Annotated in this window: 14 protein-coding genes; 9 read left to right on the forward strand and 5 right to left on the reverse strand. The window is 68.9% G+C overall.

Features of this window, described 5'->3' with window-relative positions; translation table 11 throughout:
* Window positions 1–45 precede the first annotated feature (45 nt).
* Entirely contained in the window at window positions 46–606 is a 561-nt protein-coding gene (locus tag AC069I_RS20955; RefSeq protein WP_192744116.1) for a hypothetical protein, read from the reverse strand.
* Between the two features lie 121 nt (window positions 607–727).
* Complete coding sequence (locus tag AC069I_RS20960; RefSeq protein ID WP_478266217.1) at window positions 728–2,734, reverse strand: thioredoxin domain-containing protein; 2,007 nt, start codon at window positions 2,732–2,734, stop codon at window positions 728–730.
* Window positions 2,735–2,797: 63 nt separating this feature from the next.
* Between AC069I_RS20960 and AC069I_RS20965 the strand changes: the two genes are divergently transcribed.
* Window positions 2,798–4,165, forward strand: coding sequence for a 3' terminal RNA ribose 2'-O-methyltransferase Hen1 (locus tag AC069I_RS20965; RefSeq protein ID WP_478226233.1), 1,368 nt, complete (start codon window positions 2,798–2,800; stop codon window positions 4,163–4,165).
* The gene (locus tag AC069I_RS20970; protein ID WP_478266218.1) at window positions 4,162–6,654 is read left to right on the forward strand and encodes a polynucleotide kinase-phosphatase; all 2,493 of its coding nucleotides are present in this window, start codon (window positions 4,162–4,164) and stop codon (window positions 6,652–6,654) included. Before AC069I_RS20965 ends, AC069I_RS20970 begins: the two co-directional genes overlap by 4 nt.
* A 58-nt stretch (window positions 6,655–6,712) precedes the next feature.
* Here AC069I_RS20970 and AC069I_RS20975 read toward each other — a convergent pair whose 3' ends face one another.
* Entirely contained in the window at window positions 6,713–7,030 is a 318-nt protein-coding gene (locus AC069I_RS20975) for a hypothetical protein (RefSeq protein WP_340687086.1), read from the reverse strand.
* Window positions 7,031–7,924, reverse strand: coding sequence for a mycothiol conjugate amidase Mca (gene mca, locus AC069I_RS20980; RefSeq protein WP_478226231.1), 894 nt, complete (start codon window positions 7,922–7,924; stop codon window positions 7,031–7,033). It lies immediately after the preceding gene.
* Between the two features lie 145 nt (window positions 7,925–8,069).
* Here mca and AC069I_RS20985 point away from each other — a divergent pair, with 145 nt between their 5' ends.
* The 3 genes from AC069I_RS20985 to AC069I_RS20995 all read left to right on the forward strand — a co-directional run bounded on the left by AC069I_RS20985 (window position 8,070) and on the right by AC069I_RS20995 (window position 10,201).
* Window positions 8,070–8,525, forward strand: a complete 456-nt coding sequence (locus AC069I_RS20985) for a DUF4307 domain-containing protein (RefSeq protein ID WP_478226230.1) — start codon at window positions 8,070–8,072, stop codon at window positions 8,523–8,525.
* Window positions 8,526–8,724: 199 nt separating this feature from the next.
* Complete coding sequence (gene greA / locus AC069I_RS20990) at window positions 8,725–9,225, forward strand: transcription elongation factor GreA (protein WP_016337198.1); 501 nt, start codon at window positions 8,725–8,727, stop codon at window positions 9,223–9,225.
* Between the two features lie 172 nt (window positions 9,226–9,397).
* Window positions 9,398–10,201, forward strand: a complete 804-nt coding sequence (locus AC069I_RS20995) for an MBL fold metallo-hydrolase (protein WP_478266219.1) — start codon at window positions 9,398–9,400, stop codon at window positions 10,199–10,201.
* Here the strand turns inward: AC069I_RS20995 and AC069I_RS21000 are convergent.
* Window positions 10,198–10,671 carry an Lrp/AsnC family transcriptional regulator gene (locus AC069I_RS21000; protein WP_478234746.1) on the reverse strand — a complete coding sequence of 158 codons (474 nt, stop codon included), beginning with the start codon at window positions 10,669–10,671 and terminating at the stop codon, window positions 10,198–10,200. The two genes, AC069I_RS20995 and AC069I_RS21000, sit on opposite strands and share 4 nt — an antisense overlap.
* A 122-nt stretch (window positions 10,672–10,793) precedes the next feature.
* On the opposite strand from AC069I_RS21000, the gene hppD reads away from it, so the two are divergent.
* The 4 genes from hppD to AC069I_RS21020 form a co-directional block, all read left to right on the forward strand.
* On the forward strand, window positions 10,794–11,993 hold the full coding sequence (hppD, locus tag AC069I_RS21005; RefSeq protein WP_478226227.1) for a 4-hydroxyphenylpyruvate dioxygenase: 1,200 nt from the start codon (window positions 10,794–10,796) through the stop codon (window positions 11,991–11,993).
* 211 nt (window positions 11,994–12,204) lie between these two features.
* Window positions 12,205–12,768, forward strand: a complete 564-nt coding sequence (locus AC069I_RS21010; protein WP_478226226.1) for a YbaB/EbfC family nucleoid-associated protein — start codon at window positions 12,205–12,207, stop codon at window positions 12,766–12,768.
* 32 nt (window positions 12,769–12,800) lie between these two features.
* Entirely contained in the window at window positions 12,801–13,115 is a 315-nt protein-coding gene (locus tag AC069I_RS21015; RefSeq protein ID WP_378435661.1) for a type VII secretion target, read from the forward strand.
* Window positions 13,115–14,692 (forward strand): WXG100 family type VII secretion target (locus AC069I_RS21020; RefSeq protein ID WP_478266220.1); only part of this gene is annotated, 1,578 nt, incomplete at its 3' end. The genes AC069I_RS21015 and AC069I_RS21020, both read left to right, overlap by 1 nt.

The following is a 14,692-nucleotide window of genomic DNA, read 5'->3' on the forward strand; positions in this document are numbered from 1 at the left end:
TCGGTGAAGACGGCGGAATCCCGACTCTACGGGCGGACCCCGGCCTCAGGAAAGATCCGGTCCCTGTGAGCGGAGATCGTCGACCTTGGTCATCGCCTCTCGAAGCTCGGCCAGCCAGGCGTCCGCGTGTTCCCCGACCAGCCGGACCGCCCAGGCGAGCGCCTCCGACCGCGACCGGGCGACGCCCGCGTCGACGAGGGTGTCGAGCACCAGTCGTTCCGGCTGCCGCAGCCTGGTCATGACCGGCGCCGAATGCGTGGTGAACAGGTGCCGTGTGCCGCCGAGGCTCGCGCCCCAGGCGACCTTGCGCTGATAGCGGTGCTCGGCCTGGCGCGCGATCTCGATCCGCTCGTCGCGGGTCTCCTCGCGGAACCGGCTGATCCGGCCGTCCTCGGCCGCCGCGCGGGCGGCGTCGTCGGCGTACTCGCCGGTGAGCGGCTGGAGTTCGCCGACGATGACGATCTCTTCGCGATCCACCGTGACCTCGGGGTCGCCGGTGAACCAGCCCTCCGGGAGCCTGCCGCCGAACCACGCGGCCGCGTCGTCCGCCGACGGGATGTCCGCCTGCTGCCAGCCGCCCCGGCCTTTCCAGCCTCCACGTCCCATCTGCCTCGCCGTCCTGAAGTAGGTGTGCATGCTCGCCTCCGCGATTACATGATTACAACGCTACCGACGCTACGCGCGTATCAGGGGAGAGTCAGGTGTGTTCTCCCCCGGCGAAAAGGGTTCAGCCGAGCTGAGAGCCCAGTTCCTCGGCGGTCGTGACGGGCCGTTCGCACACGTACCCACGGCATACGTACGCGGCGGCGGCACCGTCGACCAGCGGCCGATCGGCCAGCAGCGGTACTCCGTCCGCGTCCGGCGTGCCGCTCACGACGACGGCGCCGTCCGGCGACGAAGCGAGGGCGGCGGCCAGCAGATCCGCGCGTGAAGCGGCATCGGGACCGACGATCGCCACCTGCACCGGGCCGGCAGCGGCGGCTTCGGCGACCGTGAGCCAGTGCCCGGCGAACCGCGGCGCGTGGGCGGCGAGCCGTCCCGCCCGGGCCAGCGCCTGCTCGGCCGCCTCGCGGTAGCGGCCCACCCGGTCGTGCCCGGCCAGCACGGACGCGGTCAGCAACGCGTTCGCCAGCGCCGAAGCCCCCGACGGGCTCGCGTTGTCGGTCGGGTCGGAAGGCCGCTGCACCAGGACTTCCGCGTCGTCGGCCGTGTCGTAGTAGGCCCCCGTCGCGTCCGGCACGCCGAAGTGGGCCAAGGCGAGGTCCAGCAAGGTGATGGCGTCGGCGAGCCACCGCGGTTCCCCGGTCGCCTGGTGAAGTTCGAGCAGCCCCTCGGCGAGGCACGCGTAGTCCTCCAGCACCCCGGCCGTCGTGCCGACGACGCCGTCGCGGGAAGTCCGGCGCAGGCGTCCGGCCACGAAATGGGTGTCCATCAGGAAAGCCGCCGCGCGAGCCGCCGCTTCGATCCACTGTGGACGATCGAGCCGCGCGCCCGCTTTGGCGAGCGCGCCGATCGCGAGCCCGTTCCACGCGGCGATCACCTTGTCGTCGCGGGCGGGCTGGGGTCGCTCGTTTCGCGCGGTCAGCAGCACGCGGCGAACTCGCTCATAACGCATTTCGTCCTCTGGATGCGGCTCGCGCAGCCGCAGTGTCGAAGCGCCATGCTCGAAATTGCCCCGCTCGGTCACCTGGAACAGCTCGGCCGCCCAGGCGCCGTCCTCCTCGCCGAGCACTTCGGCCAGTTGCGCGGGAGTCCAGACGTAGGTCAGCCCCTCGACGCCATCGGTGTCCGCGTCGAGCGACGCGGCGAAACCGCCTTCGGCCGTCCCGAGGTCGCGCAGCAGGAACTCCGCGGTCTCCTCGACCGTCCGCCGCGCGTACTCATGCCCGGTCACCCCATGGAACTGCGCGTAGAATCGCAGCAGCAAACCGTTGTCGTACAACATCTTCTCGAAGTGCGGCACTTCCCAGCGCGCGTCGACCGAGTAGCGCGCGAACCCTCCGGCGAGCTGATCGTCAAGGCCGCCCGTCGTCATCATTTCGGCCGTGTGCTCGACCATGTCGAGGCCGGAACCGGTGCGCTCGTGGTGACGCAGCAGGAAGTTCAAGGCCATTGTCGGCGGGAACTTCGGCGCTCCCCCGAATCCACCGTTCCCGGTGTCGTACTCCTTGCGCAGCGTGGCGACCGCGGAATCCAGCGCGGCACCGTCCACAACGGACTCAGGCAGTGGCCCGCTCTTCTCCGTGAGGTGGGCGATGATCTGCCGGGCACCGGAACGCAACTCGTCCGGCCGCTCGCCCCAGGCCTCGGCGACCGCGACGAGCAGCTGCGAGAACGACGGCATCCCCGGCCGCGGTGACGGCGGATAGTAAGTGCCGCAATGGAACGGTTCACCCTCCGGCGTCAGGAAACACGTCATCGGCCAGCCGCCCTGACCGGTCATCGCCTGCGTGGCCGCCATGTACACCGAGTCGATGTCCGGGCGCTCCTCGCGGTCCACCTTGATGTTGACGAAGTTCGCGTTCATCAGCGTGGCGGTGGCCTCGTCCTCGAAGGACTCGTGCGCCATGACGTGACACCAGTGGCAAGCCGCGTAGCCGACCGAAAGCAGGATCGGCACGTTCCGCCGTTTCGCCTCGGCCAGCGCTTCCTCACCCCACGGCCACCAGTCCACCGGGTTGCCGGCGTGCTGCAGCAGGTACGGACTGGTCGCGGCCTTCAGGCGGTTCGACATGTCACCAGGGTCGCACGCGGAAAAGCGGGCGCGCAGAACGGCCTTCTGCGCGACACTCATCCGGTGCTCTTGACCATGACGACCACTCGGAACCCCGCCACCGACCTGGGCTTTCTCCTGCACAAGCATCCGGAGAAGGCGCAGTCCTTCACGCTCTCGGCCGGAACGGCGCACGTCTTCTACCCCGAGGCGTCCGACGAGCGCTGCACCGTCGCGCTGCTGGTCGAGATCGACCCGGTCGAGCTCGTGCGCGGGGGCGGCACGTCGCTGACCCAGTACGTCAACGACCGGCCGTACGCGGGCGGCTCGTATCTGGCGGTGGCGCTGCGGGCGGTCTTCACGACGGCGCTGGCGGGCCGGTGCGCGAACCGGCCGGAGCTGGCCGACGAGCGGCTCCCGCTGGAGATCCGCGTGCCGTCGCTGACCGCGCGCGGCGGCGCCGAGGTCGTCCACAAGCTGTTCGAACCTCTCGGCTGGCAGGTCGAAACGAAGGCCATCCCGCTCGATCCCGAATTCCCGCAGTGGGGCGATTCCCGCTACGTCGATCTCCAGCTGACCGGCACCCAGCGCGTCGTCGACGCGTTGCGGCACCTGTACGTCCTGCTGCCCGCGCTCGACGGCGACAAGCACTACTGGATCGGCCAGGACGAAGCGGACAAGCTGCTGCGAGTCGGCGAAGGCTGGCTCGCCGGGCATCCGGAACGCGACCTGATCACCAACAGGTACCTCGAACGACGGCGCCCGATCGTCTCGTACGCGCTCGCCCGACTCGCCGAGGCGGACGACGTGCCGGCCGAAGCCGAGGCCCTGGTCACCGAGCTGCCGGACCGGCCAGAGCCGCTGGCCGTCCAGCGCCAGGGCAGTGTGCTCGCGGCACTCCGGGCGGCGAGCGCGCGGCGTGTGCTCGACCTCGGCTGCGGTGGTGGCGCGCTGCTGCGGGTGCTGCAGAAGGAGCCGTCGTTCACCGAGATCGTCGGCGTCGATGTGTCCGCGAGCGCGCTCGACATCGCCGAAAAGCGGCTGAAGGACAAGACGCGGATCACCCTGAAGCAGTCCGCGCTGACGTACGCGGATCCGTCGCTGGCCGGATACGACGCGGCCGTGTTGATGGAGGTGATCGAGCACGTCGACGAGGAGCGCCTGCCCGCGCTGGAGCACGCCGTGTTCGGTGTCGCCGCGCCGCGGACCGTGCTCGTCACGACGCCGAACGCCGAGTACAACCGGCACTTCGAATTCCTCGGAGAAGGCCGGTTCCGGCACGCCGACCACCGTTTCGAATGGACACGCGAGCAGTTCCGCTCATGGGCCGAAGGCGTCGCGGCACGACACGGCTACGACGTCCGCCACCTGCCGGTGGGACAGGAGTCCCAGGAATCAGGACCGCCGACCCAAATGGCGGTCTTCACGTCTCGAAAGGAGGCCGTGGCATGAAACTGACCATCCCCGACATGTCCCTCGTCGTGCTCGTCGGCGCCTCCGGCTCCGGCAAGTCGACCTTCGCGCGGACGCATTTCGCGTCGACGCAGGTGTTGTCCAGCGACTACTTCCGAGGTCTGGTGGCCGACGACGAGAACGACCAGAGCGCGTCGGCCGCCGCCTTCGACGTGCTCCACTACGTCGCGGCGAAACGGCTCGAAGCGGGCCGGATCACCGTCATCGACGCGACGAACGTCCAGCGCGCGTCCCGGGCGAGCCTGCTGAAGCTGGCGAAGGAGCACGACGTCCTCCCGACGGCGATCGTGCTGGATCTGCCCGTGAAGGTCTGCCACGAACGCAACGCGGCCAGGCCCGACCGCGACTTCGGCGAGCACGTCGTCCGGCGTCAGCGCGGCGAGCTGCATCGTTCGATGAAGTCGTTGGAGCGCGAGGGTTTCCGTCGCGTGCACGTGTTGCGGAGCGAAGCCGAGGTCGCCGAAGCGGAGATCGTCGTCGAGCCGCTGCGCAACGACCGCCGCGAGCTGACCGGGCCGTTCGACGTGATCGGCGACGTCCACGGCTGCCGGGAGGAACTGGACGAACTGCTCACCGAACTGGGTTACGTCGACGGCGTGCACCCGGAAGGCCGGACCGCGGTGTTCGTCGGCGACCTCGTCGACCGCGGCCCCGACACGCCGGGGGTGCTTCGCCGGGTGATGGCGATGGCCGAGGCGGGCAGCGCGCTGGTCGTCTGCGGGAACCACGAGCAGAAACTGGTCCGCGCGCTGAACGGGCGCAACGTCAAGACGACGCACGGTCTCGCGGAGTCGCTGGAACAGCTTGCCGCACAGGACGAGGACTTCCGCGCGAAGGCGCACGCTTTCTGCGAAGGCCTTATCGCGCACTACGTCCTCGACGGCGGCGACCTTGTCGTCGCGCACGCGGGCCTGCCCGAGAAGTTCCACGGGCGCGCGTCCGGCCGGGTCCGGAGCACCGCGCTGTACGGCGACACCACCGGTGAGACCGACGAATACGGCCTGCCGGTGCGGCTGCCGTGGGCGCGCGACTACCGCGGCAAGGCGATGGTCCTCTATGGACACACGCCGACGCTGGAACCGGAGTGGATCAACGGGACCATGTGTCTCGACACGGGCTGCGTCTTCGGCGGCGAGCTGACCGCTTTGCGTTACCCGGAGCGGGAAGTCGTCTCGGTGAAGGCCAAGAAGGTCTGGTACGAGCCGTCACGCCCGCTCGAACCGGCGCGGCCGCTGGGCGGACGCGAACCGGCGGTGCTGGAACTGGGCGACGTCACCGGGAAGCGGATCATCGAGACGCGGCACCACGGCCGGGTCGGGGTTTCCGCCGAACAGTCGGCGGCGGCGCTCGAGGTGATGAGCCGCTTCGCCGTCGACCCGCGCTGGCTGCCGTACCTGCCGCCGACCATGGCGCCGTGTTCGACGTCCGCCACGGACGGCTACCTCGAACATCCCGAGGAGGCTTTCGCCGAGTTCCGCGCGGCGGGTGTCGACCACGTCCTGTGCGAAGAGAAGCACATGGGCTCGCGGGCCGTCGTGCTCGTGTGCCGTGACGACGACGTGGCGCCCGCGCGGTTCGGGATCCAAGGTCCGGGCGCGGTGTACACCCGCACCGGGCGGCCGTTCTTCACCCCGGACCAGAACGCGCGGCTGCTCGCCGGTGTGCGGGAAGCGGCGTCGGAACTGTTCGAGGAGCTGGACACCGGCTGGCTGCTGCTCGACACGGAACTGCTGCCGTGGAGCGCGAAAGCGGGGTCGCTGATCTCGGGTCAGTACGCGGCCGTCGGCGCGGCGGCCCAAGCCGTGCTGCCCGCCGCCGTCGCCTCGCTGGACGCGGCCGCGGCTCGTGGGGTGGACGTGTCGGACCTGATGGAGCGGACACGGGTGCGCGAGTCCACTGTGGACGCGTACCGGCGGGCGTACCGGCGCTACTGCTGGCCGACCGACGACCTCGACGGCGTCCGGCTGGCGCCGTTCCAGATCCTGGCGTCGGAGGGACGCGCGTACCACGACCGGCCGCACGACTGGCACCTTTCACTGCTGGACCGGCTCACCGGCGACCTGTTCACGCGCACGCGGACTCTGGTCGTGGACACCACTGACCCGGCGTCGGTGGCTCGCGGCGTCGAGTGGTGGCTGGACCTGACCGGCGCGGGCGGCGAGGGCATGGTCGTCAAACCGGCGGCGAACCTGACGCGCGGCGCGCGCGGGCTGGTGCAGCCGGGAGTGAAGGTGCGCGGGCGGGAGTACCTGCGGATCATCTACGGGCCGGACTACACGTTGCCGGAGAACCTGGAGCGGCTGCGTAAACGCGGGCTGAACCGGAAGCGGGCCCTGGCGTCACGCGAATACGCGCTGGGGCTGGAGGCACTGGAGCGACTGGCGCGCGGGGAACCGCTGTGGCGGGTGCACGAGTGCGTGTTCGCCGTGCTGGCACTGGAGTCGGATCCGGTCGACCCGCGCCTCTGACGCGCTTTCGCTCGTGAGTGGTAAGGACGGTTAGAACCGTCCTTACCACTCACGAGCGTCAGTCGGATTTGGCGGTCGGTTTCTCGGCCTTCGCCGCAGACTCCTCCGCGTCGGCTTTCGGATCCTCAGGAGCCTCCTCCGCCGGAGCGGCAGGCTCGTCGAAGCTCTCCGGAACCCGCTTCAGGTGCTTGGTCATCGACCGCACCAGCAGCGCGACGGCGATCAGGAACAGGATCAGGATCAGGAAACCCACCGGCGACGACTTGCCGAAGTCCTCACCTTGGCCGCCGTTGTCGCCGTTGCCGGGCTGCTGCGCCAGGAACTGCGACGACACCGTCACCGGAACGACGGCGAACGCCGGCACCACGAAACTCATCTAGCCCTCCTTCAAGCCGGCGAACAGATCGTCCTCCGGCAGGGTGCTGTCCACCAGTGAGCGGACCAGCTCGTACTCCTCGGTCGGCCAGACCTCGCGCTGCAGGTCGCGGGGGACGGCGAACCAGCGGCTGTTCGGGTCGATCTGGGTGGCGTGCGCCTTGAGGGCCTCGTCACGCTGCTCGAAGTAGTCGCCGCATTCGACGCGGGTGGTCACCCGCTCCATGACGTCGGCCTTCTCCGGGTCCCACGACTTGAGCCACTCCTCGTACGGCGACTCCAGGCCGCGCGCGAGCAGGCCCTCGTGGAACACGGTCATCCTGGCGCGCGAGAACCCGTGCACGTAGTACAGCTTCATCGGCTGCCACGGCTCGCCCGCGTCCGGGTACCGCTCCGCCTCGCCCGCAGCGTCGAAGGCCGCGACCGAGATCTCGTGCGTGCGGATGTGGTCGGGGTGCGGATACCCGCCGTTCTCGTCGTAGGTGACGATCACGTGCGGGCGGAACTCGCGGATGACCTTCACCAGCGCGCCGGTGGACTCTTCGAGCGGGATGACCGCGAACGACCCCTCGGGGACCGGGGGAAGCGGGTCGCCCTCGGGCAGGCCCGAGTCGATGAACCCGAGCCACGTGTGGCTCACGCCGAGGATCTTGGCCGCGCGGGCCATCTCCTCCCGGCGGATCTCGGTCATGTTGGCCAGTACGTCGGGACGGTCCATGGCCGGGTTCAGCACACTGCCCGCTTCGCCGCCGGTACAGGTCACGACCATGACCTCGTGCCCTTCGGCGGCGTACCTGGCCATGGTGGCGGCACCCTTGCTCGACTCGTCGTCGGGGTGCGCGTGCACCGCCATCAGGCGGAGGCGTGACTTCGGCGGTTCATCGGCTGACACCATGCTCCGAACGTCCCCTTCTCGTTCCCTATTCCCCTCCAGACCCTGCCTGACGGCCTGCCCGGCCGGGCGCGGATACTCGAGGGGAACCACTCGCATACGACCCCATTGTCCCTGCGAGCACGACGAGACCTACCGGAGGCCCGGGTTGAGCACGGGACAGGATGCTCCCAGCGCGGAAAGCACCCGGACGGACGTGCCCGAGGACCGCTACGGCAAGACTCGCGCCGCGAAGCCCGCGCGCTGGCGGCGCCTGGTGTTCGGCCTGGTCGCGCTGCTGGTCAGCGGCGGAATCACCTATGTCGCGTACACGAACTTCGGCAGCGCGCCCATCGAGGGCGAGCGCGTCTCGTTCGACGAGAAGCCGGGCGACGCGATGGAGATCACCATCAACGTGACCAGGGACGATGTGAACCGGCCTGGCGTGTGCGTGGTCCGGGTCCGCGACAAGGCGGGGGCCGAAAGCGGCCGTAAAGAGGTCTTGATTCAGCCCGGTTCGAAGAACAGCAGGGTGACAACCACCATCAAGAGCATCGGAAGGCCGGTCACGGCTGATATCTTCGGGTGCTCATACGACGTACCACGGTACCTGTCAAGGCCATAGCGGCCAACGGGGTGAAACCGGCGCCCAACGCCGAGGCGCGACCGAATTCCACCGGCGGCGATGCCTCGCGCCGTGTTACTCTGATCTACCGGCACGGCCCAAGACGGGCCGTGTTTTTCCTTTATCTCAGCCAGGCCGGCGCGCCATGCCGGTCCGGTGGCCGGCTTGTACACCCAAGCCTGGCAGGCCCTACTAGGAGATGGTGACCGTGAGCGACACAAAGGTGACCTGGCTGACCCAGGATGCCTACGACAGGCTCAAGCAGGAACTCGACCACTACATCGAGCTCCGCCCGGTCATCGCTGCGAAGATCAACGACAGCCGGGAAGAGGGCGACCTCAAGGAGAACGGCGGTTACCACGCCGCCCGTGAAGAGCAGGGCCAGCACGAGGCCCGCATCCGCCACCTCCAGGAGCTCCTCCGCTCGGCCAAGGTGGGCGAGCCGCCCGCCAACGACGGCAGCGCGGGACCGGGCAAGGTCCTCACCGTGCGTTACGACGGTGACGACGAAGACGAGAACTTCCTCTTGGCGACCCGTGAAGAGGGCACCGAGGGCGACCTGGACGTCTACTCGCCGGAGTCCCCGCTCGGCAAGGCGCTGCTCGGCGCCAAAGAGGGCGAGACCCGCGAGTACGAGCTGCCCAACGGCAGCATCCAGAAGGTGACGCTCGTCAAGGCCGTGCCGTACACCGGCAAGTGAGCCTCCGCGCGCTGCTTTTGAGCCGAAGGCCCAGGGAACTCGATGAAGGGGCGCCCTCCGCACACAACGCGAGTTGGATGCGGGCGGCGCCTCTTCGGCGTCACCCGGCCCGATATGGCCGGGCACGCATATGAGCCGTTAGCGTGACCTCCGGAGAATTCTGGAGGGAATCATGAGCGAGCTACCGATCTGCGTCGCCTGCGGCATGCAGTACGCGGAACCCAGGTCCGACTGCCCGATCTGCGAGGACGAACGTCAGTACATCCCGCAGGCCGGACAACGGTGGACCGATCTGAACACCGTCCGCGCGAGCGGGACGTACACGGCTCGCGTCGAGGAGCAGGGACCCGGCCTCATCGGGGTCGGATCCACACCCAACTTCGCCATCGGCGAGCGGGCTCTGCTGGTCAAGGCCGGATCCGGCAACTTCCTGTGGGACTGCGCGGGCTACATCGACGACGATCTGGTCGCGAAGGTCCGCGAACTCGGCGGGATCACCGGCATCGCGATCAGCCACCCGCACTACTACACCACCATGGTCGAGTGGGCCCACGCCTTCGACGTGCCGGTCTACCTGCACGAGGGCGACCAGCAATGGATCGGCAGGCCGGATCCGGCGATCAAGCTGTGGAGCGGCGCGACCCTCGACGTCGCCCCCGACCTGCGGCTGATCAACCTCGGCGTGCATTTCGCCGGCGGGACCGTACTGCACTGGCCGGACGGCGAGAACGGCCGCGGCGCGGTGCTCTCGGGCGACATCCTGCAGGTCATCCCCGACCGCCGTTTCGTCGGCATGATGTACAGCTATCCGAACCTGATCCCGGAACGTCCCGAGGTCGTCCGGCGCGCCGCCGAGATACTCGAACCGTACGAGTTCGAGGCGATCTACGGCGCTTGGTGGGACGCGATCATCCGCACCGACGGGCACGAGGCGGTCCAGCGGTCGGCGAAGCGGTACCTGAGCCAGGTGGGCTAGCTCCTCGCCAGCCGTTCCAGCAGCGGCCGTACGCGCGGCGGAACCGGCGTCGACAACGCGATCGACGTCGACGTCCGCCGCACGTACGGCGCGCCGACCACCTCGTCCACCACACGCTGCAGGTCGTCGTTGTTGCGCGCCACCATCCGCACGAAGAGGTCGCCCTGGCCGGTCGTCGCGTAGACCTCGCACACCTCGTCGATCGCGGCCAGCGCCTCCGCGACCGCGGCCCGGCGGCCCTGCGCGATCTCCAGGACGGCGAACGCGGTGAGGCCGTACCCCATAGCCGCGAGGTCGAGTTCGGGCGGGAACCCGCCGAGGATCCCGCGTTCGGTCAGCCGGTCCAGCCTCGCCTGCACGGTGCCCCGCGCGACGCCGAGACGGCGGGCGCATTCGAGTACACCGAGCCGGGGCGAGTCGGTGAGCAAGAGCAGTAGCCGCGCGTCCAGCGCGTCGAGTGCTTCCGACATCGGCCTTACCTCCTACGCAGGTTGTCCACTTTGACTGCGACATCCGGCCTTCGACTGGACATAGTGCGCAGTGAAATCTTTGACCGTTGCGCATTTTGTCACGCGCTCGGATGCTTCAGGGCATGACGCACACAGTGGAACCCCAGGGTGCTCTTGACGACGTGAGCTACGACCAGCTGCGTCAGCTCGTCGGCCTCGTCGATCACGACTCTTCGACCGACCCCTTCCCGGTGAAGTCGATGGACGCGGTGGTGTTCATCGCGGGCAACGCCACGCAGACCGCGTGGTTCTACCAGGTCGCTTTCGGCATGCGGCTCGTCGCGTACTCCGGCCCCGAGACCGGGAACTTCGAGCGCAAGTCGTTCGTGCTGAAGTCGGGCTCGGCCCGCTTCGTGATCACCGGCGGCGTCAAGCCCGGCTCCCCGCTGCTCGACCACCACCGCCGCCACGGCGACGGCGTCATCGACCTCGCGCTCGAGGTCGCCGACGTCGACCGGTGCATCGAACACGCCCGCTCGCAGGGCGCCACCGTCCTCGAGGAGCCGCACGACGTCTCCGACGAGCACGGCACCGTGCGCATCGCCGCGATCGCGACCTACGGCGAGACCCGCCACACGCTGATCGACCGGTCGAAGTACACCGGTGTCTACCTGCCCGGCTACGAGCCGCGCGAGAGCAGCGTCGTCCGCCCGGAAGGCGCGCCGAAGCGGCTGTTCCAGGCCGTCGACCACTGCGTCGGCAACGTCGAACTCGGCAAGATGGACTACTGGGTCGACTGGTACCACCGCGTCATGGGCTTCGTGAACATGGCGGAGTTCGTCGGCGACGACATCGCGACCGAGTATTCGGCACTGATGAGCAAGGTGGTCTCCAACGGCAACCACCGCGTCAAGTTCCCCCTCAACGAGCCGGCGATCGCCAAGAAGAAGTCGCAGATCGACGAGTACCTCGAGTTCTACGGCGGCGCGGGCTGCCAGCACATCGCGCTGGCCACCAACGACATCGTCGCGACGGTGACCGCGATGCGCGCCGCGGGCGTCGAGTTCCTCGACACCCCGGACTCCTACTACGACGACCCGGAGCTGCGCGCGCGGATCGGCGAGGTCCGGGTGCCGATCGAGACGCTCAAGGCGCACCGCATCCTGGTCGACCGCGATGAGGACGGCTATCTGCTGCAGATCTTCACCAAGCCGATCGGCGACCGCCCGACCGTGTTCTACGAGCTCATCGAGCGACACGGTTCGCTCGGCTTCGGCAAGGGCAACTTCAAGGCCCTGTTCGAGGCCATCGAACGTGAGCAGGAGCGCCGCGGCAATCTCTGACTCCGGCAGTTCGCAGGCGTGAAAGGGCTCTTCATCGCACTTCGTGCGGTGAGGGGCCCTTTCGCTGCGTGATGGGGCCGACTTTGTCGTGCCTGAGTGGTACATCGGATGAGCACTAGGCTGTTCGACGCAACTTCGAGCACACCGGAACCGGTGGCGTCTTCGGACCGTCAGTGTGAAGACGTCAGCATGCAGCTTTGGAAGGGTCCCGATGCCGGACAACGTCGACGCCAGCGAACGAATGGTGGACAACTGGACGAAGCAGATCCAGGAGACCGCCGCGCGCTATCAGGCGATGGCCGCACGCATGCAGGGCCAGACCGTGACCGAGCGGTCGAAGGACAACACCATCGAGGTCACGATCGACTCGAAGGGCCTGCTCACGAACCTGGTCATCTCCGAAGCCGCGAGCGGCAAACGGATGGCGGAGGTCTCGTCGCAGGTCATGCGCCTCGTCCAGCTCGCGCAGTCCCGGATCCCGGAGCTGCTGCAGGCGGCGATGGCCGAGACGGTCGGAACCACCGACGAGACGGCGAACCGGGTGATCGCGGAAGCGCAGAGCACCTTCCCGGAAGCCCCGCCGGAGGAGAACCTCGCACCGCCGGAACCCGAGCGGCACCACCGCTTCGGCCCGGAGGAAGAAGAGCCGCCGTCCTCGCAGGCGAGTCCGCCCCAGAATCCGCCCCAGAATCCGCCTCAGCCGAAGCCGATCCCGCGCCGCCGCCGCACGCAGGACGACGATGACGACGACTTCGGCGGCAGCATCCTTTCGTAGACGTCCATCCGGCCTGGTAGAGGGGAGAAACCATGGCAGGCAAGGGGTATGAGCTCGGCGCCGACCTCGACGCGCACGCCAAGCAGATCGACGGCATCGCCGACGGCCTGCGCACGGCGGTCGACGCCGCGCAGCAGGTGAGCATGCCGACCGACGCGTACGGCATCATCTGCCAGCCGTTCCGGATGATGCTCGACCCGGTCGAGGAGTTCGGCATCAACGCGCTGACCAAGGCCGTCGAGGCCGCGACGACGGTGGCGAACAACGTGCGGTCCGCGTCGAACGCCTACCAGACGCAGGACGAGAACTTCGCCGCCGAATTCAAGAACGTGCAGGTGCCTGACTGATGCCCGAGGGAAACCCGCTCGTCGCGAACGCACCGACCGATGGCGACGGCCCCGGACCGCTGACGGCCGGGAACAGCGAGTACGGCTACGCGGCGGGCATCGGCGTCGCCGAGTCGGCCATGGACGCCTTCAACGGCATCTCGAACGGTGACTGGATCGGTGGCGGGCTCGGCGTGCTGAGCCTCGCCGGCGAGATGGCCAGCGCCGCGATCGACCCGTTCGGCTACCTGATGTCGTCGGTGGCGTCGTTCCTGATGGAACACATGCAGCCGCTGAAGGACATGCTGGACGCCGTCGCCGGCGATCCGCCGGTCATCCAGTCGTACTCCGAAACCTGGGGCAACGTCGCCAAGAAACTGGAAGACACCCAGGTCGAGTTCTCGAACGCGGTCAAGAACGGCACTTCCGGCTGGACGGGCGACGCGGCCGACCAGTACCGCAAGCAGGCCGCGGAACAGGCCGAGGCGATCAGCGGCGCGGCGACGGTCGCGGGCGCGATCAGCACCGTCGTGATGATCTTCGGCGAGATCGTCGCGTTCGTCCGCGAGTTCATCCGCCAGCTGATCGCGGACGCGGTCGGCAAGCTCATCGCGTGGGTCATGGAGACGGTGTTCTCCCTCGGCTTCGGCACGCCCGTGGTGGTCGCGCAGGCCGTCACCGCGATCGCCAAGTGGGCCGCGAAGATCGCCGACAAGCTCAAGGAACTCTGCGACGCGATGCGGCGGGTCTCACCGCTGCTGGGCAAGCTGGCCGACGTCTTCGAGAAGATCATCAAGATCTTCGGCAAGATCGCGGGCAAGGTCACCGGCCTGGACGTGATCAACACCAAGAACATCAAGCCGGGCGGGTTCATCCAGCGCGGTGGCAGCGGCGGCGGATCCGGTGGGACCGGCGGTGGCGGCTCGGGCTCCGGCGACGGCCCGGACGGCGACGGTTCCGGTTCCGGTTCCGGCAGCGGCGACGGGTCCGGCAACGGCTCCAACAGCGACAACTCCGGGGGCAACTCCGGCGACACCAACAGCGGCCCGAACGACGGCTCCGGCGGAGACACCAGCGGTTCAGGTGATTCCGGCTCGAACGGCGGGTCCAGCGGAGACACCCCGTCGAACACCACCCGCGGTGGTGACGGTGGCGGCTCGTCCACCCGCTCCGACGGCGGCTCCCCCAACCGTAGCGGCGACGGACCGTCCACTTCGGACGGAAACTCCGCCGGCGGTGATGGTTCCCCCAGCACAGCCCGTTCCGACACGTCGGCACCGCACACCCGGCCCGACGGTGACTCTCCCGGCGACTCCGCCACCCCGAACCGCGCGTCCGACGGCGGCTCGCCCAGCCCGAACCGCGCGGACACCGGCGGCTCGCCCGCCCCGAACACGCGGGCGGACAGCGGCGCCTCCCCGAGCCACACACCCGACAGCTCTCCCACCCCACACACCCGCGCCGACACCGGCGGCACCCCCAGCCACACACCCGACAGCTCCCCCACCCCACACACCCGCGCCGACACCGGCGGCACCCCCAGCCACACACCCGACAGCTCCCCCACCCCACACACCCGCGCCGACACCGGCGGCACC

This window comes from Amycolatopsis sp. NPDC043885, assembly GCF_056435685.1.

Coding starts and splice junctions, on each gene's coding strand:
- AC069I_RS20955 (WP_192744116.1), bottom strand. CDS start 606: ATGGGACGTGGAGGCTGGAAAGGCCGGGGCGGCTGGCAGCAGGCGGAC.
- AC069I_RS20960 (WP_478266217.1), bottom strand. CDS start 2,734: ATGTCGAACCGCCTGAAGGCCGCGACCAGTCCGTACCTGCTGCAGCAC.
- AC069I_RS20970 (WP_478266218.1), top strand. CDS start 4,162: ATGAAACTGACCATCCCCGACATGTCCCTCGTCGTGCTCGTCGGCGCC.
- AC069I_RS20975 (WP_340687086.1), bottom strand. CDS start 7,030: ATGAGTTTCGTGGTGCCGGCGTTCGCCGTCGTTCCGGTGACGGTGTCG.
- mca (WP_478226231.1), bottom strand. CDS start 7,924: ATGGTGTCAGCCGATGAACCGCCGAAGTCACGCCTCCGCCTGATGGCG.
- greA (WP_016337198.1), top strand. CDS start 8,725: ATGGTGACCGTGAGCGACACAAAGGTGACCTGGCTGACCCAGGATGCC.
- AC069I_RS20995 (WP_478266219.1), top strand. CDS start 9,398: ATGAGCGAGCTACCGATCTGCGTCGCCTGCGGCATGCAGTACGCGGAA.
- AC069I_RS21000 (WP_478234746.1), bottom strand. CDS start 10,671: ATGTCGGAAGCACTCGACGCGCTGGACGCGCGGCTACTGCTCTTGCTC.
- hppD (WP_478226227.1), top strand. CDS start 10,794: ATGACGCACACAGTGGAACCCCAGGGTGCTCTTGACGACGTGAGCTAC.
- AC069I_RS21010 (WP_478226226.1), top strand. CDS start 12,205: ATGCCGGACAACGTCGACGCCAGCGAACGAATGGTGGACAACTGGACG.
- AC069I_RS21015 (WP_378435661.1), top strand. CDS start 12,801: ATGGCAGGCAAGGGGTATGAGCTCGGCGCCGACCTCGACGCGCACGCC.